Origin of the sequence: Azospirillum argentinense, assembly GCF_000632475.1 — a bacterium.
Taxonomy (GTDB): domain Bacteria; phylum Pseudomonadota; class Alphaproteobacteria; order Azospirillales; family Azospirillaceae; genus Azospirillum; species Azospirillum baldaniorum.
In genome coordinates this window covers 529,443-550,425 of sequence record NZ_CP007796.1, presented here as the reverse complement: position 1 = coordinate 550,425, position 20,983 = coordinate 529,443, and the positions used below count along the sequence as shown (strand labels likewise).

Sequence of the window (20,983 nt, the reverse complement as noted above, 5' to 3'; positions counted from 1 at the left end):
GATGCGGCGAAAGGCAGCGCCTTCCACCTTCGGCTGAAAAAGCCGGTGGCGCTGCGCGGGTGGTCTGATAGGCTGGATCCCCTTGAAGGCGTTGCCTGCAAGCGGAATGGATCGGTGGATGATGAGGAAGCCAAGCCGGTGGCTGCTCAGGGCCGCAGCCGCGCTGTCCATCGTCGTGGTCCTCTACGGGGTGTGGCTGTTCCTGCAACCCAGGGGGCTGCCCGCCGGTCTGGCCAGCGGCAACGGCCGGATCGAGGCGGTCGAGATCGACATCGCCACGAAAACCGCCGGACGGGTCGAGGACATCCTGGTCGATGAGGGCGATTTCGTCACCGCCGGGCAGGTGCTCGCCCGCATGGACACCGACGTGCTCCAGGCCCAGGCCAAGCAGGCCGAGGCGCAGAAGCAGCAGGCGGTCATCGGCGTCGAGACCGCCCGCCATCAGGTGCTCCAGCGCCAGGCCGAGCGGCAGTCGGCGCTGTCCCTGGTGGCCCAGCGCGAGGCCGAGCGGGACGTCGCCCAGAAGCAGCTCGCCCGGTCCGAGGAGTTGGAGGCGCGGGGCACGACGTCGCGGCAGGTGCTCGACACCGACCGCGCCCGCTTCGAAAGCGCGAACGCCGCCGTCAGCGCCGCCAAGGCGCAGGTCGCCGCGGCCGACGCCGCCATCGCCACCGCCGAGGCCCAGGTCGTCAACGCCAAAGCGGCGGTCGACGCCGCCGCGGCCACCATCGAGCGCATCCAGGCCGACATCCGGGACAGCACGCTCCGCTCGCCGCGCGACGGCCGGGTGCAGTTCCGGGTGGCGCAGCCGGGCGAGGTGCTCGGCGCCGGCGGGCGGGTGCTGAACATGGTCGATCTCAGCGACGTCTACATGACCTTCTTCCTGCCGACGGAGGCCGCCGGGCGGGTGAGGATCGGGACGGAGGTGCGCATCGCTCTCGACGCCTTCCCGCAATACGTCATTCCCGCCAAGGCCACCTTCGTGGCCGACGTCGCCCAATTCACTCCGAAGACCGTGGAGACGGCCAGCGAACGCCAGAAGCTGATGTTCCGGATCAAGGCCCAGGTCCCCCCTCCGTTGCTCAAGAAATACATCCGTGACGTGAAGACCGGCTTGCCGGGGGTGGCCTATGTGCGGATCGATCCGGACACCGAATGGCCGGCCAACCTGCAAAACCTCGTGCCATGAGCGGCGGCGCCGACCGCTCCGCCGCATCACCCGTTGCGCGTCTGCGGGACGTTCGTCTGCTGTACGGAAAGGTCCGAGCCATCGACGGGGTCAGCCTGGACGTTCCGGCGGGGCGCGTCTCAGGGCTGATCGGTCCCGACGGGGTCGGCAAGTCGAGCCTGCTGTCGCTGATGTCGGGCGCGCGCGCCCTGCAGGAGGGGACGGTCGAGGTGCTGGGCGGCAGCATGGCCCGGGCACGCCACCGCCGCGCCGTGTGCCCCCGCATCGCCTACATGCCGCAGGGCCTCGGCAAGAATCTCTACCCGACGCTGTCGATCGCCGAGAATCTCGACTTCTTCGGACGGCTGTTCGGCCAGGGCCGCGCCGAGCGATGGAGGCGCATCGCCGACCTGACGCAAAGCACCGGTCTGGCGCCGTTCCTCGACCGGCCCGCCGGCAAGCTGTCCGGCGGCATGAAGCAGAAGCTCGGCCTGTGCTGCGCGCTCATCCACGATCCGGACCTGCTGATCCTCGACGAGCCGACCACCGGCGTGGACCCGCTCTCCCGCCGGCAGTTCTGGGAGCTGATCGACCGCATAAGGGCGGACCGGCCCGGCATGAGCGTGGTGGTGGCCACCGCCTACATGGAGGAGGCGGCGCGCTTCGACTGGCTCGTCGCCATGGACGAGGGGCGCGTGCTGGCCACCGGCAGCCCGCGGGACCTGCTCGACCGCACCGGGACCGCGACGCTGGAGGAGGCCTTCGTCGCGCTGATGCCCGAGGAGAAGCGCCGCGGCCACAAGGCCGTCGCGATCGTGCCGCGCACGGGGGACGCAAGCGACATCGCCATCGAGGCGAAGGGCCTGACCATGCGCTTCGGCGGTTTCGTGGCGGTCGACCATGTCAGCTTCCGCATACCGCGCGGCGAGATCTTCGGCTTCCTCGGCTCCAACGGCTGCGGCAAGACGACGACGATGAAGATGCTGACCGGCCTGCTCCAGCCGAGCGAGGGCGAGGCCCGGCTGTTCGGGCAGCCGGTGGACGCCGGCAACATCGAGACCCGGCGGCGCGTCGGCTACATGTCCCAGTCCTTCTCGCTCTATTCGGAGCTGACGATCCGGCAGAACCTGGAACTGCACGCCCGCCTGTTCCAGGTGCCCGAGGACGTCCTTCCCCACCGGGTCGCGGCGGTGGCGGAGCGCTTCGGCCTCGCCGACGCGATGGAGGCGTTGCCGGACCGCCTGCCCCTCGGCCAGCGCCAGCGCCTGTCCCTCGCCGTCGCGATGGTCCACGAGCCCGCCATGCTGATCCTGGACGAGCCGACGTCGGGCGTCGATCCCATCGCGCGCGACGCGTTCTGGGAGATCATGATCGGGCTGGCGCGCCGGGACGGGGTGACGATCTTCATCTCGACGCATTTCATGAACGAGGCCGAACGCTGCGACCGCGTCTCGCTGATGCACACCGGCCGCGTGCTGGTCAGCGACACGCCGGCGGCGCTCGTCGCCAAGCGCGGCGCTGCGACGCTGGAGGAGGCCTTCATCGGTTATCTGGAGGAGGCCGTGGCGGAGCGCCGGGAAAGCGACGCGGCGGCGGCGCCCGACGGTCGCCGACAGGTCCCGCCGGCCGCCGCCCCTTCCGGCGAACGCGCGGAAGGCCGGTTCTTCAACCCGCGGCGCATGCTCAGCTACTCGCGTCTGGAGGCGCTGGAGTTGCGGCGCGATCCCATCCGGGCGACGCTCGCCCTGGTCGGCAGCCTCCTGCTGATGGTCATCATGGGCTACGGCATCAACATGGACGTCGAGGACCTGTCCTTCGCGGTCTTGGACCGGGACCAGACGACGGTGAGCCGCGACTACACGCTCAATCTCGCAGGCTCCCGCTACTTCGTCGAACAGGCGCCGATCATCGACTACGAGGATCTCGACCGGCGCATGCGGGCGGGGGATCTCTCCTTGGCGCTGGAAATCCCGCCGGGCTTCGGGCGCGACGTCGCCCGCGGGCGTCCGGTCCAGATCGGGGCGTGGATCGATGGTTCCATGCCGGCGCGCGCCGAGACGGTCAGCGGCTACGTGCAGGGCATGCACAGCCAGTGGCTGGCCTCGCGGAGCCAGACGCCCGGCCTCGCCACCATCGAAACCCGCTTCCGCTACAACCCGGACGTCGAGAGCCTGAAGGCCATCGTGCCGGCGGTCATCCCGATCCTGCTGCTGCTGATCCCGGCGATGCTGGCCGCGCTCAGCGTCGTGCGGGAGAAAGAACTCGGCTCGATCATCAACCTCTACGTCACGCCGGTCACCAAGCTGGAGTTCCTGGTCGGCAAGCAACTGCCCTATGTCGGGCTGGCCATGCTCAATTTCCTTCTGATGGTGGCGCTGGCGGTCACCGCCTTCGGCGTGCCGTTGACCGGAAACCTGCTGGCCCTGACCACCGGCGCCGTGCTCTACACCGTCGCGGCGACCGCCATGGGGCTGCTGATGTCCAGCTTCATGCGCAGCCAGATCGCCGCCGTCTTCGGCACCACCGTCGCGACGCTGATACCGGCGACCCAGTATTCCGGCATGATCGATCCGGTCTCCTCCCTGGGGGGTGCCGCGGCCCTCATCGGAGAGGTCTACCCGACCACCCATTTCCTGACCATGTCGCGGGGCGTCTTCTCCAAAGCCCTGGGCTTCGGGGATCTGCACGCCGCCTTCGCCGCGCTGCTGATCGCCGTGCCGGTCCTGATCGGGGTGAGCGTGCTGTTGCTGAAGAAGCAGGAGACCTGAGCGATGCAGGCGTCCAACGTCCTGAACCTCGGCATCAAGGAACTGCGCAGCCTCGCCCGCGACCCGATGCTTCTGGCCCTCATCGTCTACTCCTTCACGCTGGCGATCTACACGGCGGCCACCGCCATCCCGGAGACGCTGAACAAGGCGGCGATCGCCATCGTCGACGAGGACCGCTCGCCCCTGTCGGCCCGCATCGTCGGCGCCTTCTACCCGCCATATTTCCTGCCGCCGGTCCTGATCACGCCCGCCGAGATGGACGCCCGCATGGACGCCGGGCTCGACACCTTCGCGCTCGACATTCCGCCCAACTTCCAGCGCGACGTCCTCGCCGGGCGCCAGCCGGCGATCCAGCTCAACGTCGATGCCACCCGGATGACCCAGGCCTTTTCCGGGAGCGCCTACATCCAGCAGATCGTGAGCGGGGAGGTCGGCGCCTTCGTGCAGCGTTACCGCGGGGAGCAAACCCTCCCGGTCGACCTCGCCCTGCGGGTCCGCTTCAATCCCGAGCTGAACAAGGGCTGGTTCGGATCGGTGATCGAGGTCATCAACCAAGTCACGATGCTGTCGATCATCCTGACCGGCGCCGCCCTGATCCGGGAGCGCGAGCATGGCACCATCGAGCATCTGCTGGTGATGCCGGTCACGCCCGTCGAGATCATGGTCGGCAAGATCTGGTCGATGGCGCTGGTCGTGCTCGTCGCCTGCGCCTTTTCCCTGGTCTTCGTCGTCCAGGGGCTGCTGGCGGTTCCCATCGGCGGGTCCGTCGCCCTGTTCCTCGTCGGCGCCGCCCTGCACCTGTTCGCCACCACGTCGATGGGCATCTTCCTGGGGACGGTGGCCCGCAGCATGCCGCAGTTCGGCATGCTGCTGATCCTGGTGATGGTGCCGTTGCAGATGCTGTCGGGAGGCATGACGTCGCGGGAGAGCATGCCCGCCCTCGTCCAGGATGTGATGCTCGCCGCGCCGACGACCCACTTCGTCATGCTGGCCCAGGCCATCCTGTACCGCGGCGCCGGCCTCGACGTGGTCTGGCCGCAATTTCTGGCGCTGATCGGGATCGGCGCGGTCCTGTTCAGCCTGTCGCTGGCGCGCTTCCGCAAGGCCATCAGCCAGATGTCGTGAGCCGCGCCGGCCGATCCCGGAGCGGCTCGCCAAGGTCAAGATCGGGCCGTCACCATTTCAGCGTGGCGTGCACCAGGAAGGAACGGCCGGCCTCCAGATAGCGGCGGCGGTCGGGCGAGGTCTCGCTGACGCCGACGACGTTGACGTAGTTGTAGTAGCCCTGGTTGAACAGGTTGTTGACCGAGGTGCCCAGGCTGATGTTCTCCGTCGGGTTGACGTAGGCGGCCAAGTCCACCGTGGTGTAGGCCGGAGCCTTCAGGTAGGTCGGGTTGCTCACGTCATCGGCCTTCTTCGCCATCACGTGGGTGGCGGCGACCTGCGCGCCCCAGAAATCGTCCGGCGCGGTGTAGGACAGGCCGGCGTTGACGGTGAAGGGCGCCACCTCGTCGATGGCGGTGCCGGCGTCGATGTCGAAGCCGCGGGCAAAGGCCGCCGCGCCGAACAGCGCCCAGCCCGGCCGGAACCGCCACTCGCCCTTGCCCTCGGCGCCGAAGATCTCGACCTTCGAGACGTTCTGCGCCTGATAGCGCAGGATGCCGCCGGCGCCGGTGCCGACTGCCCTTTGCAGGATGAAGTCGCTGTAGCGGTTGTAGAAGCTGGAGACTTGGAAGCTCGACCCGTCGCTGAACTTGCCGCGCAGGCCGGCCTCGACGCCGTCGCTGCTCTCCGGCTTGAGGTCGGCGTTGGGCAGCACCTCGTAGCCGTAGGTCGGGTTGGAGAAGCCGAGGTTGGCGTCGTCGTAGGGCGGCGCGCGGAAACCGTGCGCGTACTGGCCGAACAGCGCGTATTCCTTGGTCAGGTCGTAGGTCGCGCCGAACTTCGGCGACAGGGCCAGCTTGTCCAGCTTCTCCGGCTGGGTGGAGGGACGGGCGGCGAAGTAGGCGGCGTCCTTGTCCGGGTCCATCTGGTAATAGTCGAGCCGAAGCGCCGGCACCAACCGAAGCCGGTCGATGGTGATCTCGTCCTGCACATAGGCCGAGGCCATCAGCGTGTCGGTGTTGGGGAAGGTGCGGCTGGGGTAGGTGTCGCCGTTGTAGCTCTTCGCGGTGGCCCCGGTCGCGAGGTTGGTCAGCGTCACGTCGCGCATGCGCTCGGTGCGGATGGAATCAACGCCGAAACCGTAGGAGATGCTGTTGCGCAGCCCGAAGAGTTGGGTGTCGGAGCGCAGGTTGACGGCGGCGCCGACGATCGTCTGCTTGGATTCGTTGCTGGTGGATTCCCGCAGGGCGGTGCCGGCGGCGAACAGCGGACTGGTGGAGCTGGCGACGCGGGCGTTGCGGGTGCGCTTCTCCTCGCGGTCGAACTGGGTGCCGTAGAGGCGCCAGTCGATGTGGTCGATGAAGCCGATGGGCGCGTCGTGCGCGTGCTCCAGGCTGACCCGCCAGCGGGTCGCCGTATCGTCGGCCGTGGAGCCGGTGAAGGCGCCGCGGGTCATCCGCATCGGCACCATGGAGAAGATGTAGCTGGCGCTGCCGCCGACGTCGTTGCGCAGCGTCGTGTCGGTGCTGCGGTGGAAATACTCGCCGGTCAGCGTCACCTTGTCCGGCCCGTGGTCCCAGACCAGCTTGGCGAGGCCGTTGTTGCCCTCATAGTCCTGCGGGTTGCGGTAGGCCTTGTCCTTGGACTTGTACTCCTCCCCGTCGCGGCGCGTGTAGATGCCGAGCAGGGAGAAGTTGCCGGAGCGCAGCACCCCCGTGCCGGTCTCCGACAGGCTGGAATCGACGCTGTCGTAGGTCGTCTTCAGCGACACGAAGCTGTCGCGGCCGGGCCGCAGATAGTCGGCCGGGTCCTTGGTCACATAGGTCACCACGCCGCCCAGCGCGTCCGACCCGTAGAGCGCCGAGGCCGGCCCGCGCACGATCTCCACCTGCTTGACCGAGTCCAGATCGACCACGTCGCGGTTGTAGCCGGCGGACGGCGCGGCGGAGGCCGGCGATTCCGGAAGCCGCGTGCCGTCGACCTGCATCAGGATGCGGTTGTTGCTGATGCCGCGGATGGTGAAGCCGCCGGCCCCGGCGCGGGACGGGGAGTTGCTGACCGTCACGCCGGGCTCGTAGCGCGGCAGGTCCTGGAGGCGGTGGACGCCGCGCTTCTCAAGCTCGTAATCGGGGATGACCGACACCGTGCCCGTGTTCTCGCCCACGCTGCGCAGGCCGCGCTCGCCATAGACCGTCACCGCGTCGAGGATGGTCGGGGGCGGCGGGGTGGTCGCCTGCGCGGTCTGGGTGGTGGCCTGCTGATTCTGCTGCGCCTGGGCGGCAGGGGCCAGCAGCGTCAGGGCGGAGGCCGACAGCCACAGCGCCGCGCGCAGACGGGAGCGGGACGGTGGGAGGGCAGGGGGGTGGGACACGGGTGGCACGATCATCTCTGTCTCTCTGCACGAGGTTTTTCTGGCGTGTTGTTTTTGTAGAAATGAGATTGCGTCTTATTCGCAATTGATGGGCTGAAGCTGCTCCGCTGCCGGGGCTGACTCAGGCGGTCTGGCCCGGCGCCCCGCACAGGCGGGCCTTCAGCGCTTCGAACCGCTCCACCTGATCGGGTAGAAGCTGGCGGGCGTCGTCGCGGCCAACGAAGACCTTGAACATCGCCTCCCCGTCGCCGTTGAAGAAGACGACGGAGGCGCTGTCGGCGCTGCCCATGAAGGGCCGGCGGACGAAGCCGACGGTGCGGCAGCGGTCCAGCCGGATGTGGCCGCCGATCGGGCTGCCGCCGGCGAGGTTGTAGAAGCCGCGCCCGAACTGCCCGCGCGGCAGCGGCCCCTTGCACTCCAGAACGAGGTCGGCGCTGTGCACCAGCACGGTGACCGTGCCCCAGTCGGCCATGTCCAGCATCGCCGCCTCGGCCGTTTCCCCCGACGCGAAGGCGCGCAAGCCGTCCGGCAGGCATTCGGTGACGGTGAGCAGGCTGACATTGCTCTCCGCTGCGACTGCCTCCAGCACGCCGTTCGGCGCGGCGGCGAGGCGTTCGCGCAGGGCGGCGAGCGTGTCGGGGGGCGGGGCGGTGGGGGTGCTGTGCGGCATGGAAGCAGTCCGGAGCGTCGGTTGCAAACAAAATTGAGAATAGTTCGCATTCGCAAATTTACTCAACGGCGCTTCGCTTAATTTCGCTTAATGGAGAATGCCGGTGATGGCGCCGGGAACGGCGGGGGCCGTCACCGGGCGGCCCCGGCGTTCCAGCCGGACCACGGCGCGCAGGCCCGGCCCGTTGTCCTCCAGCCGCAGGGCGCCGCCGTGCAGCCGGGCGATGGCGTCCACGATGGCGAGGCCGAGCCCATGGCCGGGCACCCGGTCCGATGGGTCGAGCCGGCAGAAGCGCTGCACCGCGAGCGCGCGCTGACCGGGCGCCAACCCCCGGCCGCGGTCGGCGACGGTGATCTCATTCCAGCCGTCGCGCCGCCCGGCGGACAGGTGCAGAGGTACGCCCGGCGCGTATTTCAGGGCGTTGTCCACCAGATTGGCGATGGTCTGGAACAGCAGCGTGCGGTCGCCGCGCAGATCGAGGTCGCGTTCCACGGCGACGGTGATGACGGTGCCGGTGCCCTCGGCCAGCGGCAGGTAGGATTCGACCACCTCGTCCAGTAGCGCCTTCGCGTCCAGCGGCTCCACCGCCAGGGTGCAGCGCCCGGTCTCGATCTCGCCCAGCCGCATGATGGCGCGGAACAGGTGCTGGATGCGCCGCGTCTCCTCGATCCCCTCCTCCAGCTCGCGGCGCAGCGCGTCGTCGGGGCAGTTCTCGGCGATGGTGGCCAGCCGGTTGTGCAGGTGGGTCAGCGGCGTGCGCATCTCGTGCGCGATGCTGCTCGACACGCTGGACACCTCCTCGACCAGCCGGGTCACGCGGTCGAGCGTGCGGTTGATCTCGTGGCCGAGCCGCGCGAACTCGTCGTCCGGACCGGTGATGGCGACGCGGCGGTCGCGGTCGCCCGCCGCGTAGGCGGTCAGCGCCATGGTGATGGCCGACACCCGGCGCAGCGTGCCGGCGCTGAAGCGGAGGCCGAAGGCCACGCTGGTCAGCAGGAACACCAGCACGCCGCAGCCCGCCGCCAGCGGCACGGCGCGGAGCTGGTCGAGCATGGGCTGGAGGTCGTAGGCGTTGACGTAGCGCCCGCCGTCGCTCAGCCTCACCACCATCCCGCGCACCTTCCAACCGTCGCCGCGCTGGTCGATGCGGCCGGTCTCGCAGGGGGCCGGGCCGCCGCAGGCGATGACGGCGAGCAGCCGCCGGGCCATCGCCTCGTCGCCGTAGAGCACATGGCCGTCGCGGTCGATCACCATGCGCCGCCGCGTGCCCTCCGGCGCGAAGCGTTCGCGGCGGCGCAGCTCCGCGACCAAGGCGGCGGCATCGCCGAAGCCGCCGTGCAGGCGCTGCGTTTCCTGATCGCGCTCCAGCAGGTCGACGACATGCTCGTTGACCAGCTCCACCAGCAGGGCGCGGCTCCACAGCACGGCGGCGCCGGCCACCACGAGGAAGACCGCGCCGATGGCCATGGCTTGACGGAAGCTGCGCGTGTCGAGATGGCGGCGGAACCTCCGGACCCAGGCCGGGCCAACGCCGCGCGGCTTAGCCCAGGACATAGCCGATGGCCCGCACGGTCTTCAGCAGGGGCGGGTCGAAATCCTTGTCGATCTTCGCCCGCAGCTTGAAGACATGGACCTCCACCAGATTGGTCGGCGGGTTGAAGCCGTAGCCCCAGGCCTTCTCCAGCAGCATGCTGCGGGTCACGGTGCGGCCGGGGTTGCTCATCAGGATGTGCAGGAGCTTGAACTCCTTGTCGGTCAGCTCGATGGGCACGCCGCGCCGGGTCACTTGCCGGCGGGTGACGTCCATCACCAGATCGGCGACCTCCAGCACGTCGCCGGCCCCGGCCAGGACGGCGCGGCGGGTCGCCAGATGCTCCAGCCGGACCAGCAACTCGGCGAAGTCGAAGGGCTTGCCCAGATAGTCGTCGGCCCCGGCGCGCAGCCCGGCCACCCGTTCCGTCGTCTCGTCCAGGGCGGACAGCACCAGGACCGGCGGGTGACGGGTGCCCTGCAGGCGCCTCAGCACCTCCATGCCGTCCAGCTTGGGCAGCATGCGGTCCAGCACCACCACGTCGAACGCCTCCTCGCGCAGCAGGCGCAGCGCGTCCTCGCCATCGCCGGCGAAGCGGCAGGAATGGCCGGAGCCGCCGAGCTTCGCTCCGATCCAGTAGCTGACCGCCGCGTCGTCCTCAACGATCAGAACACGCACCGTCCCCTCCCTCCGACGCCTCTTTCGGGCGCCCCGTCTCGTCCTCAGCTTGCTATTAATAATCATTCGCAATTGATTTTTCCAGACGCCGCGGCGCGTCCGGTGGCGGCGTAGACCACGCCCTCCTCCTCGGGCAGGTCGAGCCGGACGAAGGCCGTGCCGAAGACGCGCTCCAGCACCGGCACCGGCAGGCCGGCCATGGACCCGGCCCAGGCGACGCGCCCGCCGGCCAGCAGCAGCCCGTCGTCGGCGTAGCGCGCGGCCAGCGTCAGGTCGTGCAGGATCACCGCGCAGCCGCCGCCGGTCCGCTCCACCCAGTCGCGCGCCGCCCGCAGCAGATGGTGCTGGTGGGCGGGGTCGAGGCTGGCCGTCGGTTCGTCCAGCAGCAGGTAGGACGGTCCTGCCACGTCGCGCCCGTGCCGGCCCGCGGCCAGCTGGGCGAGCGCGCGAGCGAAGGCGACGCGTTGGCGTTCGCCGCCGGAGAGCTGGGGCATCAGCCGGCCGGCCAGGCCGCCGGCCCCGGCCCGGATCAGGCAATCGGCGATCAGCGCCCGCCGGTCGCCGGGACGGATCAGCCAGGGCTCGGTCGCCAGCTCCATCACCTCCTCCACCGAGAAGGCGAAGGCGACTTGCTGGTGCTGCGCCACCAGGGCGCGGCGGACGGCCAGCCGCGGCGCCGGGATGGCCGCCATTTCCACCCCGTCCAGCAGGGCGTGGCCGGCGGTCGGCCGCCGCTCCCCGGAGAGGAGGGAGAGCAGGGTGGATTTGCCGGCCCCGTTGGGACCCAGGATGGCCAGCACCCGGCCGGGCCGCACCGCGGCGGTCACGCCGTCGAGCAGGCGGGCGCGGCCGATGGTCAGGCCGGCGTCGATCGCTTCCAGCATGGTCAGGTCCCTCCCAGTGCGCCGGCGCGGCGGCGCAGAAGCCACAGGAAGAAGGGACCGCCGACGGCGCCCAGCAGCAGGCCGGCCGGCACGTCGGCCGGGGCGGCGATGGTGCGGGCCACCGTGTCGGCCAGGACCAGCAGGACCGCCGCCGCCAGCGCCGTCGCCGGCATCAGCCGGCGGTGCACCGGCCCCAGAAGAATCCGCATGACGTGCGGCACGATCAGCCCGACGAAGCCGATCAGGCCGGACACCGCCACCGCCGCGCCGACGCCCAGCGCCACCAGAAGCACCGTGCGCACGGCGAAGCGGTGCGGGTCGAGGCCCTGGAGGAAGGCCTCCCGCTCGCCCATGGCGAACAGGTCGAGCCGCCGCGCCCCGGCCAGCAGCCCGGCGGTCGCCAGCCCCATCAGGACCATCGCCGGTCCGATCTGCGCCCAGCTCGACCCGCCGAAGCCGCCCATCATCCAGAAGGTCATCTGGCGCAGCGCGAGATCGTCGCCGAGGTAGCTGAACAGCCCGATGCCGGCCCCGCCCATGGCGTTCACCGCGATGCCGGCCAGCAGCATGGTGGCGGGAGAATTGCGCCCGTCGCTGCGGGAGATCGCCAGGATCAGCGCGATGGCGGCCAGCGCGCCGAGGAAGGCGGCCAGCGGCAGCACGGTGGCGAGGGACAGGCCGCTGCGCGCCAGCCCCAGCCCCGACACCCCCAGCACCATGGCGGCGGAGCCGGCCAGCGCCGCGCCGCTCGACACCCCGACCAGCCCGGGATCGGCCAGCGGGTTGCGGAAGACGGCCTGGAGCGCCACCCCCGCCACGCCCAGCGTCACCCCGACCGCGGCGGCCAGGACGATGCGCGGCAGGCGCAGCATGGTCAGCACCATCCAGTCGCGTTCGGACAGCGGCGTTCCGGGCAGGCCGAGCAGGGCGGCGAGGTGGGACAGGCTGCGGTCGAGCGGGACGGACACGCCGCCCGTCGCGACGGCAATCAGCACGGCCAGCGCCAGCGCCACGGCCAGCGCCGCCAGCACCGGGACGAGGGGTGGGCGCCGGAAAGACGGCGCCGCCCGGTCTCCTTTCCGGGAGGACGGCATGGACAAGGTCAGGCTCATGGTTGCCCTTGAGGAGAGGTGCCCTGGACGCGGGTGAGTTCGGCGACCGCCTCGGCCGTGCGGGGGCCGAGCCCCATCAGCAGCGCCCCGTCCACCACTGCCACCCGCCGGGTCTTGGCCGCCGGGGTCAGGGCAAGCTGCGGCGTCGCCAGGAACGGGTCGAGCCCGCCCGACCGATCGATCAGCGACCGGCTGACCAGCAGGATATCGGGCGCTGCGGCCAGGACGGCTTCCGACGACATCGGCACATAGTCGCGCTCCACCTCCAGGGCGTTGCGCGCGCCGGCCATGGCGATCAGCGCCGCGGGGACGGAGCGGCTGCCCGCCGCCATCAGACCGCCGGGCCCGCCGCCGACCACGCCGAGCACGACCGGCGCGCCGTCCTTCGTTCCGGCTTGGGCGGCGACGGCGGCCAGAGCGGCGAGGTCGCGGTTCAGCGAGTCCGCCAGCCGCCGCCCCTCCGCCTCCCGGCCGAGCAGGCGGGCGACCCGCTCCACCTTGTCGAGCAGACCGGCCAGCGTCGGCGTTTCCGGCACGACCTCCACCGTGACGCCAAGCGCCCGCAACTGGTCGAGCGTCGTCTCGGGGCCGGCGCCCTGGATCGCCAGGACGTGCGTCGGGGCCAGCGACATCACGCCCTCCGCCGAGAGGGCGCGCATGTAGCCGACATCGGGCAGGCCGTTCACCGGCTGCGGATAATGGCTGCTGGTGTCGCGCCCGACGACCGAGCCGCCGTCGCCGAGCGCGAAGACCAGCTCGGTCACCGGCGGGCCGACGGTGACGATCCGCCGCTCCGCCGCCCCGGCCAGGGTGGTGGCGGTGAGCGCAAGGGTGGCGGCGATCGCCGCGGGGAGAAAGCGCAGGCTCCTCATCGGCCGGCCTCCGTTCGTCACAGGGATGCGGCGAGCGCGCGCCACTCCGCCCGCTCCGGCTTGTCCTCGTCGCGCTGGCCGCAGAGGATCGCCGCGTTGTCGCCCTGGTCGTCGTACAGCTCGACGGTGGTGATGCCGCCCTTGTCGGTCGGCTTGTGGACGACCCAGGCGCTGGACAGCCGCGCCTGGATGGCGCGCAGGGTGAAGCCGGCGTCGTCGATGCGCAGCAGCCCGTCGGCGGCGGCCGGGTGGTCTACCGTGCCGGTGTGGATCTGGATGCAGCCGGCGTTGCCGACGAAGATCATGATGTCGAGGCGGCGGTCGCGCGCCGCCTCCAGCAGCGGCAGGAGGGTGGCGGCGGGCAGCTCCCGTGCGAAGCCCGGCCCGGCGAGGCGCAGCGCCTGCCGGCGCCCGACCCCGAAGGTCCTCAACATGCCGAAGAACTCGTGCACGTCGGTCATCGCGCTCCAGGCGGCGCGCAGCCCCTCCACGTCGATCTCGGCGTCGGGCCGCTCGGCGGCGGGGGCGGGCAGCGGCTCCAGGGCCGGCGCGTCCTGGTCGGCGGCGCGGTGCAGGATCAGGAAGGCGTCCCAGGCGGCGGCGTTGGTCTCCGCGGTGCGGTGGATGGCGTGGATGGCGCGGCCGTGGCGGTCGAAGGCGCGGATGGCCTCGGCCTCGCCGTCCGTCTCCGGCGTGTGGACGGTGATGGCCCAGTGGCGCGGGAAGACGCGCAGGTCGACTTCGCGGTTCAGCACGATCAGGGCCGGGCCGTTGCCGTCGACGTTGCCGAAGCGCCCGGTCTTCTCATGGGTGATGCTGCGGTTTCCGGTGACGACCCGGACCGTCCCCAGGACGTCCAGCTTCCTCAGGGCATCGGTCCAGTCCACCTCCAGCCGCGTCGGGCGGGCGGCGCCGTTTTCCCAGCCGGGGAAGACGGACAGGATGGGATCGGCAATCGGAAGGACGGTGGGCAGACGGGTGTCGGGCATTGGGGGCTTCCCTTGACAAGATGCGGTGTGGTCGGCCCGTCCGGACAGGGCCAAATTTCCCGCAAATGATCATGAGAAGCATTATCAGTTACAAGGCGCCGATCATTAACCGGCATTAATCGCCGCGCGGGCCAGGGCAATCGCATTTGACCTTTATAGCCCTCGCCCCTCTGGGGAGAGGGTGGCCCGCAGGGCCGGTGAGGGGGTTGCGCGTGGCGGTACGTTCGGCACAAGCGCAACCCCCTCACCCTAACCCTCTCCCCAGAGGGGAGAGGGAATTTTAAATACGATCACCCAGCCCGTCAGGCCGCCTCTTCGACCGTCTCGTTGCGGTCAGGAAGGGCGGTCTCGCGCACCGTGGCGACCGGCGCGCGCGGGGTCTCGTCGACGCGCATGCTGAACAGGTCCGGCCGCGCGTAATGGCCCACCGGATCGAAATCGAGCTTGGCGCCGACCAGATCCTCGACGTCTACCTCGGCGGTCAGGATGCCCTCCGCGTCGACCAGCGGGCCGGCGAGGATCTCGCCGAGCGGCCCGACGATGACCGAGCGGCCGTGCATCATCCACTCGTCCGGCCCGGCGTCGATGCGGCTCGCGTAGTCCGCCGGGAAGTCGGAGCGGCGCATCACCTGGCAGGCGCCGATCACGAAGCAGCGCCCCTCCATGGCGACGTGGCGCATGGTGGCGATCCAGCTTTCACGGTCGTCCGCCGTCGGCGCCGCCCAGAGCTGGACGCCCTTGGCGTAGTAGGCCGCGCGCATCAGCGGCATGTAATGCTCCCAGCAGATGGCGCCGCCGACACGGCCGAACGGCGTGTCCATGACGGTGAGGGTCGAGCCGTCGCCGAACCCCCAGACCAGCCGCTCCGACCCGGTCGGCATCACCTTGCGGTGCTTGCCCATCTGGCCGTCCGGCGACAGGTAGAGCACCGTGCAGTAGAGCGTCCCGCCGTCACGCTCGATGACGCCGACGACCGCGTGGATGCCGTGCCGCGCGCAGGCCGCCGACAGCGTCTCGGTCTCCGGTCCCGGCACCGTGATCGCGCCGCGGACGTAGCGGGCGAAGTCGGCGCGCCCCTCCGGCGTGCGCCGGCCGATCGAGCAGCCGAAGTCGAGCCCCTTCGGGTAGCCGCCGATGAAGGCCTCCGGGAAGACGGCGAGCGACGCGCCGGTGGACGCCGCCTCGGCGATCAGGTCGACCGTGCGGGCGGTCGCCGCGGCGGCGTCGAACGGCACCGTCGCCGCCTGCACCGCGGCCACTTTAACCTTGGTCATGCTTGTCGTTCCTTGCAGTGTGTTTCGGTGGGTTGAGGCGCGGTGTCGGCCCAGACCGGCCGGACCAGATCGAAGACGTCGCGGGTGCGCAGATAGGCCGAGGGGCCGTGCATGCGGGCGACGAGGTCGAGCGCCTCATGGTCGATGCGGGGGCGGTCGGGGTTGCCGGTCAGGACGCGCGTCGCGACATGGGCGTGCAGCACCTCGCCCACGAACAGCCACTGTCCGGGACCGCTTTCGAACTCGTGGATCAGACGGCATTCGAAGGCGACCGGCGATGCGGCGATGCGCGGCGGCCGGACCGCGACGCTCGGCAGGGTGGCGAGGCCGGCGAGCCGGGTCTCGTCCACTTCGGGCGGCGCCTCGACGCAGGTGAGGTTCATCGCCTCCGCGAGTTCGAAGGGGACGAGGTTGATCACGAATTCCCGCGTCGCCCGGATGTTGACCGCCGTGTCCTTCGGCCGGTCCGGGCGCGCCAGCACGCCGAGACAGACCACCGGCCGGTCGGAGCCGAAGACGTTGAAGAAGGAATAGGGGGCCGCGTTCACCCGGCCCTCGGCCGAGCGGGTGACCGCCCAGGCGATCGGCCGCGGCAGGACCGCGGCGGTCAGAAGGCGGTAGCGGTCGGGCGCTGGCAACGTGGCGAAGTCGAAATGGCGCGTTGGAGGGGCGGGGGCGTCGTCAAGTCGTAGGGTCATGAAGTCTCCTTCGGCGCGGCCCGGCACGGCCGCCGCCCCGTCCTGCGCGATGCGTCGGGATCGCCGGTCGATCAGCCGACGATCTTGACCGTCTTCGGATCGAAGCTCTGGGTCGCGAAGGCGGCGTCGACCTTGCCGGCGATGGTCGTGTCGACGAACTTCGAAACGTCCGGCAGGCGCGGCAGAAGCTTCGCCTCGACGCCCCATTCGGCAAGCTGGTTCAGCTTTTTGATCTGCTCGTCGGAGAGCGCCGCCTTGATGTCGGTGGGCGCCTTGGCGTTCCAGGCGGGGTCGTAGCCCGACGCCTTTTCCAGCACGGCCTCCGGGATGTTCTTCGCCGGCTCCAGCGAGCGGAACCAGCCGTTGACGAGGTCGTGGTTCTGGCTGGCGAAGTACAGCGCCTGGGAGTTGGCGAGCAGAAAGCGCTCCGCCACCTCGGGCCGGTCCTTGAAGAAGCGGTTGTTCGCGGTCAGCACGATGACCGGGGTCAGATTCTCCGAAACGACCTGGGCGAAGCCCGCGTTCTCGAAGAAGCTCACGAACGGGTCGTAGGTGAAGAAGGCGTCGATCCGCTGCGCGCCCACCGCGTCGGCCAGCTCCGCCGGGCCGACATTGACGAAGGTCATGTCGCGGCCGGGGGTGAGGCCGGCCTTGATCATCGCCTCCTGGGCGTTCTGGAAGGCGGTGATGCCGAAGGTGCCGTAGACCTGCTTGCCCTTCAGCCCGGCGACGTCGGTGATCCCCGACTTCTTGGTCACCAGCACCGCCGAGCGGAAGCGCGCCTGCGAGGCGATGGTGGTGACCGGCGCCCCGACGGCCATGGTGGTGACGGCGGCGAAGTCGGACAGCGTGCCGACGTCGGCCGCGTTCGACACGATCGCCTCGTTCACCGCCGGCGAGGCGTTGAGCTGGATCATGTTCATGCGCAGGCCGTTGCGGGCCGCGATGTCGGTGCGCATCAGCACATGGGCGATCTGGGCCGACACGGTGGTGGTGTTGAACCAGCCCATCTTGACGACGTCCGCGCCCTGCGCGCGGAGGATCGCCGGCTTGGCGAGGGTTGCGGCGGCGGCGATGCCGGCGGCGAGCTGGCCGAAACGACGGCGCGAGAGTGTCGAGGTCACGTTCATTCCCCTTTTTGCCATTCGGGTTTCAGGGTCTCCCACAGGTCGTTGACCGTGGAGACGAACCAGGGATCGGAGCGCATCTCGGCCGTGCGGGGCCGCGGCAGCGGCACGGTGACCTCCTCGCGCACCCGGCCGGGCCGCGGGCTCATCACCACCACGCGGTCGGCCAGGAACACCGCCTCGTCGATGCCGTGGGTGACGAAGATCACCGTCTTGCCGGCCTCGGACGAAATGCGGGCGATCTCCTCCTGCAGAAGCACGCGGGTCTGCGCGTCCAGCGCGCCGAACGGCTCGTCCATCAGCAGGATGTCGGGGTCCGGGGCGAGCGCGCGGGCGATGGCCGCCCGCTGCTTCATGCCGCCGGAGATCTGGTGCGGGTACTTCTCCTCGAAGCCGGTCAGCCGGACCATGTCGATCAGCGAGCGGGCGATCTCCGCGCGCTGCTTCTTCGCCATGCCCTTGGCCTTCAGGCCGAACTCCACGTTCTGCTGCACGGTCATCCAGCCGAACAGCGCGTAGTCCTGGAAGACGACCGTGCGCGACGGGTCCGGCTTGACGATGGGGCGCCCGTTCTGCAGGAGCGTCCCGCTCGACGCCGACTGGAAACCGGCGACGATGCCGAGCAGGGTCGATTTCCCGCAGCCCGAGGGGCCGAGCAGCGAGATGAACTCGCCGCGGCGGATGCGCAGATCGACCCCGTCGAGCGCGACCACCATGTTGTCGGACGAGGTTCCGCCATAGACCTTGCCCAGATTCCGGATGTCGATCTGGATGTCGGCCGGCTGGGCCTGCGGCGTGCCGGAGGGCGGGGCGGGGGTCTTGAGTGCGGTGTTGGCGGCCATGTTCCTTCGCCTCCTGCTCAATTGCGCTCGGAAGGCGCCCAGGCGTTCACCCGACGCTCGATCCGCTCGAGGACGGCGGACATGGCGAAGCCGACGAGACCGATGGCCACCATGCCCGCAACGACGTTGTTGATCTGGAAAAGCATGCGCGACTGCTGGATCAGGTAGCCGAGGCCGGTCTGCGCGGCGATCAGCTCGGCGGTCACCACGCACATCCAGCCAACGCCCAGCGCGATCCGCAGCCCCGGCAGGATGATCGGCAGCGAGGCCGGGATCAGCACGTCGGTGAAGAGCTGCCAGGGCGTCGCGCCGAGGCAGAGCGCCGCGTTCATCTGGTTCCGGTCGAGACCGCGCACCGCCGTGTAGGTGGCGACGAAGGCCGGGAAGACGGCGCCGAGGAAGACCAGGAAGTAGGAGGCGGCGTCGCCGAGCCCGAACCACAGGATGGTGATCGGAATCCAGGCGAGCGGCGGGATGGGGCGAAGCGCCTCGACCACCGGCCGCACGAAATCCGCGACGCTGCGCCACCAGCCGCACATCAGCCCGAGCGCCATGCCGACGACGCAGGCGAGCGCGAAGCCGACCGCTACCCGCTGCAGGCTGGCGCCGAGATGGACCCACAGCGAGCCGTCGAGCGCCATGTCCCACAATGCCCCGGCCACAGCGACCGGCGAGGGCAGAAGGAAGGCGTCGATGATGCCGAGCGAGGTCAGCGCCTGCCAGACGGCGAAGAAGGCCGTGAGGCCCATCGCCGCGCGGAAGGACCGGTCCGTCAGAATGCGGGGACTCACGGCGCGGCGCGGCGCCCTCTGCATGAAAGGCGGCGGCGCCGCATGCGCTTTCGTGTTCGCTTCCATCACCTTCCCTCGTTCCACCGTTCGGCGCCGTCTCGCGGGACGTCAGCGTCCTTGGACGACGACAAAACGATGACAGTGTCGGAAAAATCCGTCAATTCGAAAAATACAAATGAATGACGCTTGGCAGCCCTAAACTTGCCGTTTTAACGGGCATACGGCGGGATGAAAGCCCATTTAAGCGTCTTTCCGCCAAGGCAGCCCCGCAAAGAGTCGGGAATTTATCGGCAAAAACCGACGATGGACGGGTGGCGCGGAATCGGGCATGTTGCGACGCGATTCAAAAGGGAGCACGTGGGTGAATCTCGAGGAGAAGCTGTCCCGGATCGGCATATCGGGGACGCTCTACAAGCTCTATCTGACGACGATCCGCCTTGGCGGCGGCTCCGTCACGGAGGTGGCCGCGGGCGCCGGCATGGCCCGCACCACGGCGCACGACGCTCTCGCCAAGCTGGAGGCGGAGGGGCTCGTCCGCTTCGTCGATCACGGGAAGCGCCGCTTCGTGGTCGCCCAGGACCCGGGCATCCTGCTGGAGCGCAGCGAGGCCCGGCGGCAGATGCTCGAGGACGTGATGCCGGTCCTGCGGTCGATGTACCATCACGAGAACGGCCAGCCGAACGTCCGCTTCCACCCCGGCCCCGAAGGCATCCGCACCGTCCTGTGGGAGACGCTGAGCGGCGACGAGAAGGATCTGCGCGCCACCCTCTCCATGCGGGAGCTGATGGTCGAGCCGGGTTTGGAGGAGATGGAGCGCTATTTGAAGGAGCGGGCGCGGCGCGGCATATGGCTGCGGGTGATCCGCTCCGAGGAGCGCGACATCGCGCCGATCTGGCCGTCGAGCCAGGAGGAGCGGCGCGAACTGCGCTACGCGCCCGCCACCTACAACCTCGCGATGACCTGCTTCATCCACGGCAGCAAGGTTTCGGTCATCTCGTCGGCGCGCGAGAGCTACGGCCTGATCCTCGACAGCGCCGATTTCGCGGCCTTCCAGGCGTCCATGTTCGATGCCATGTGGAGCCTGAGCACACCGGCGCCGACCATCCCCTGACCCTTCGGCCATGCGCCTAATTGAGGAGGTGGTTCTCGCGCAGGCGGGCCACGGCGAGGTCCACGAAGGCCCTCACCTTGGCCGGCGCGTGGCGCCCCTCGGGGTGGAGGACGTGGATGGGCAGGGGTGGTTCCTCATGGTCGGCGAGCACGATGCGAAGCTCCCCGGCCAGCAGGGCCGGGCCGATCTGGTAATGAAGAACCCGGGTGAGGCCCCAGCCCGCCTTGGCGGTCGCGATCACCGCCTCGTTGGTGTTGCATTGCAGGACCGGGTCGATGGTCACCCGCTGGTCCCGGGCGAACCGCCACTCCGGCGAGGCCCAGGCGCCGGTCGACACGGCGATGCGGTGGTGCTTGAGGTCGGCCGGCGCCGCCGGGACGCCGTGGCGCTCGAAATAAGCCGGGGCGCCGCAGACCACGCGCCGGACCGTGCCGACCCGGATCGCCGTGAACCCGGAATCCGGCAGGTGCCCAATGCGCACGGCGACGTCGATGCCCTCCTCCACGATGTTCACCGGGCGGTCGACGAAGAAGGTCTGCGCGCGCATGCCGGGATAGCGATCCAGATACTCGGTCACGATCGGCAGCACATGCATCGGCCCGAAGAGAGCGGAGGCGGTGACGGCGAGCGTCCCGGTCGGGGTGGCGTAGACGCCGCCCGCGGCGGCCTCCGCCTCCGTGATGTCCGACAGGATGCGGCGGCAGTCCTCGAGGTAGCGCGCCCCGGCTTCGGTCACCTTGACCGAGCGCGTGGTGCGGACGAACAGGCGGGCGCCGATGAGTTCTTCAAGGGCCGCCACGGCGCGCGTCACCGCGGGCGCGCTCAGATGCAGGTGGCGGGCGGTTTCGGCGAAGCTTTCTGTTTCCGCGACCTTCACGAAGATCCGCATCGCCTGCAGCCGGTCCATGCGCGCCCCTGTTTCGTGCCACTGCGGGAGTCCCATCGGGACCTCGGGGACAATGCGGATGTACCGCTTCACGGCGTCCCCGTCAC

The 20,983-nt window shown here is 70.0% G+C and carries 18 protein-coding genes; 4 read left to right on the top strand and 14 right to left on the bottom strand.

Translation table 11 applies throughout. The features are described 5' to 3' along the window. The first annotated feature begins 118 nt into the window (after positions 1 to 118). Genes ABAZ39_RS28685 through ABAZ39_RS28675 form a run of 3 tightly spaced genes read left to right on the top strand, consistent with a single transcriptional unit; the run spans position 119 to position 5,061 of the window. Positions 119 to 1,189 carry an HlyD family secretion protein gene (locus ABAZ39_RS28685; RefSeq protein ID WP_081863400.1) on the top strand — a complete coding sequence of 357 codons (1,071 nt, stop codon included), beginning with the start codon at positions 119 to 121 and terminating at the stop codon, positions 1,187 to 1,189. Next, complete coding sequence (gene rbbA / locus ABAZ39_RS28680) at positions 1,186 to 3,936, top strand: ribosome-associated ATPase/putative transporter RbbA (protein WP_040137643.1); 2,751 nt, start codon at positions 1,186 to 1,188, stop codon at positions 3,934 to 3,936. The genes ABAZ39_RS28685 and rbbA overlap by 4 nt, the downstream gene beginning before the upstream one ends. A gap of 3 nt (positions 3,937 to 3,939) precedes the next feature. Continuing rightward, a complete protein-coding gene (locus ABAZ39_RS28675) occupies positions 3,940 to 5,061 on the top strand; it encodes an ABC transporter permease (protein WP_040137642.1) in 1,122 nt (373 codons plus the stop codon). Positions 5,062 to 5,110: 49 nt separating this feature from the next. Here the strand turns inward: ABAZ39_RS28675 and ABAZ39_RS28670 are convergent, their stop codons facing one another. The 13 genes from ABAZ39_RS28670 to ABAZ39_RS28610 all read right to left on the bottom strand — a co-directional run bounded on the left by ABAZ39_RS28670 (position 5,111) and on the right by ABAZ39_RS28610 (position 18,879). Continuing rightward, positions 5,111 to 7,426 carry a TonB-dependent hemoglobin/transferrin/lactoferrin family receptor gene (locus ABAZ39_RS28670; RefSeq protein ID WP_040137641.1) on the bottom strand — a complete coding sequence of 772 codons (2,316 nt, stop codon included), beginning with the start codon at positions 7,424 to 7,426 and terminating at the stop codon, positions 5,111 to 5,113. A gap of 106 nt (positions 7,427 to 7,532) precedes the next feature. Beyond that, positions 7,533 to 8,081 carry a heme utilization cystosolic carrier protein HutX gene (gene hutX, locus ABAZ39_RS28665; RefSeq protein ID WP_051658679.1) on the bottom strand — a complete coding sequence of 183 codons (549 nt, stop codon included), beginning with the start codon at positions 8,079 to 8,081 and terminating at the stop codon, positions 7,533 to 7,535. Between the two features lie 87 nt (positions 8,082 to 8,168). Next, positions 8,169 to 9,635: a sensor histidine kinase gene (locus tag ABAZ39_RS28660; RefSeq protein WP_081863399.1), complete on the bottom strand. Its 1,467-nt coding sequence runs from the start codon at positions 9,633 to 9,635 to the stop codon at positions 8,169 to 8,171. Beyond that, on the bottom strand, positions 9,622 to 10,290 hold the full coding sequence (locus ABAZ39_RS28655) for a response regulator transcription factor (protein ID WP_040137640.1): 669 nt from the start codon (positions 10,288 to 10,290) through the stop codon (positions 9,622 to 9,624). The genes ABAZ39_RS28660 and ABAZ39_RS28655 overlap by 14 nt, the downstream gene beginning before the upstream one ends. Before the next feature lie 62 nt (positions 10,291 to 10,352). Then, positions 10,353 to 11,174 carry an ATP-binding cassette domain-containing protein gene (locus tag ABAZ39_RS28650; RefSeq protein WP_040137639.1) on the bottom strand — a complete coding sequence of 274 codons (822 nt, stop codon included), beginning with the start codon at positions 11,172 to 11,174 and terminating at the stop codon, positions 10,353 to 10,355. A gap of 2 nt (positions 11,175 to 11,176) precedes the next feature. Then, complete coding sequence (locus ABAZ39_RS28645) at positions 11,177 to 12,286, bottom strand: FecCD family ABC transporter permease (RefSeq protein ID WP_040137638.1); 1,110 nt, start codon at positions 12,284 to 12,286, stop codon at positions 11,177 to 11,179. Then, positions 12,283 to 13,158: a heme/hemin ABC transporter substrate-binding protein gene (locus ABAZ39_RS28640; RefSeq protein ID WP_051658677.1), complete on the bottom strand. Its 876-nt coding sequence runs from the start codon at positions 13,156 to 13,158 to the stop codon at positions 12,283 to 12,285. The genes ABAZ39_RS28645 and ABAZ39_RS28640 overlap by 4 nt, the downstream gene beginning before the upstream one ends. Before the next feature lie 17 nt (positions 13,159 to 13,175). Then, entirely contained in the window at positions 13,176 to 14,147 is a 972-nt protein-coding gene (locus ABAZ39_RS28635; protein WP_051658676.1) for a hemin-degrading factor, read from the bottom strand. A 302-nt stretch (positions 14,148 to 14,449) separates the two neighbouring features. Next, positions 14,450 to 15,421, bottom strand: coding sequence for a carbon-nitrogen hydrolase family protein (locus tag ABAZ39_RS28630; protein ID WP_040137637.1), 972 nt, complete (start codon positions 15,419 to 15,421; stop codon positions 14,450 to 14,452). After that, entirely contained in the window at positions 15,418 to 16,119 is a 702-nt protein-coding gene (locus ABAZ39_RS28625) for a flavin reductase family protein (RefSeq protein WP_040137636.1), read from the bottom strand. The genes ABAZ39_RS28630 and ABAZ39_RS28625 overlap by 4 nt, the downstream gene beginning before the upstream one ends. Before the next feature lie 71 nt (positions 16,120 to 16,190). Continuing rightward, positions 16,191 to 17,249, bottom strand: a complete 1,059-nt coding sequence (locus ABAZ39_RS28620) for an ABC transporter substrate-binding protein (RefSeq protein ID WP_247874651.1) — start codon at positions 17,247 to 17,249, stop codon at positions 16,191 to 16,193. Beyond that, positions 17,246 to 18,088: an ABC transporter ATP-binding protein gene (locus ABAZ39_RS28615; protein WP_014199535.1), complete on the bottom strand. Its 843-nt coding sequence runs from the start codon at positions 18,086 to 18,088 to the stop codon at positions 17,246 to 17,248. The genes ABAZ39_RS28620 and ABAZ39_RS28615 overlap by 4 nt, the downstream gene beginning before the upstream one ends. Before the next feature lie 17 nt (positions 18,089 to 18,105). Then, positions 18,106 to 18,879 carry an ABC transporter permease gene (locus ABAZ39_RS28610; RefSeq protein ID WP_247881777.1) on the bottom strand — a complete coding sequence of 258 codons (774 nt, stop codon included), beginning with the start codon at positions 18,877 to 18,879 and terminating at the stop codon, positions 18,106 to 18,108. Positions 18,880 to 19,240: 361 nt separating this feature from the next. Here ABAZ39_RS28610 and ABAZ39_RS28605 point away from each other — a divergent pair, with 361 nt between their 5' ends. Further along, on the top strand, positions 19,241 to 19,990 hold the full coding sequence (locus ABAZ39_RS28605) for a TrmB family transcriptional regulator (protein WP_200486611.1): 750 nt from the start codon (positions 19,241 to 19,243) through the stop codon (positions 19,988 to 19,990). 16 nt (positions 19,991 to 20,006) lie between these two features. On the opposite strand, the gene ABAZ39_RS28600 is transcribed toward ABAZ39_RS28605, so the two are convergent. Then, positions 20,007 to 20,897: a LysR family transcriptional regulator gene (locus tag ABAZ39_RS28600; protein ID WP_040137632.1), complete on the bottom strand. Its 891-nt coding sequence runs from the start codon at positions 20,895 to 20,897 to the stop codon at positions 20,007 to 20,009. Between the last annotated feature and the right edge of the window lie 86 nt (positions 20,898 to 20,983).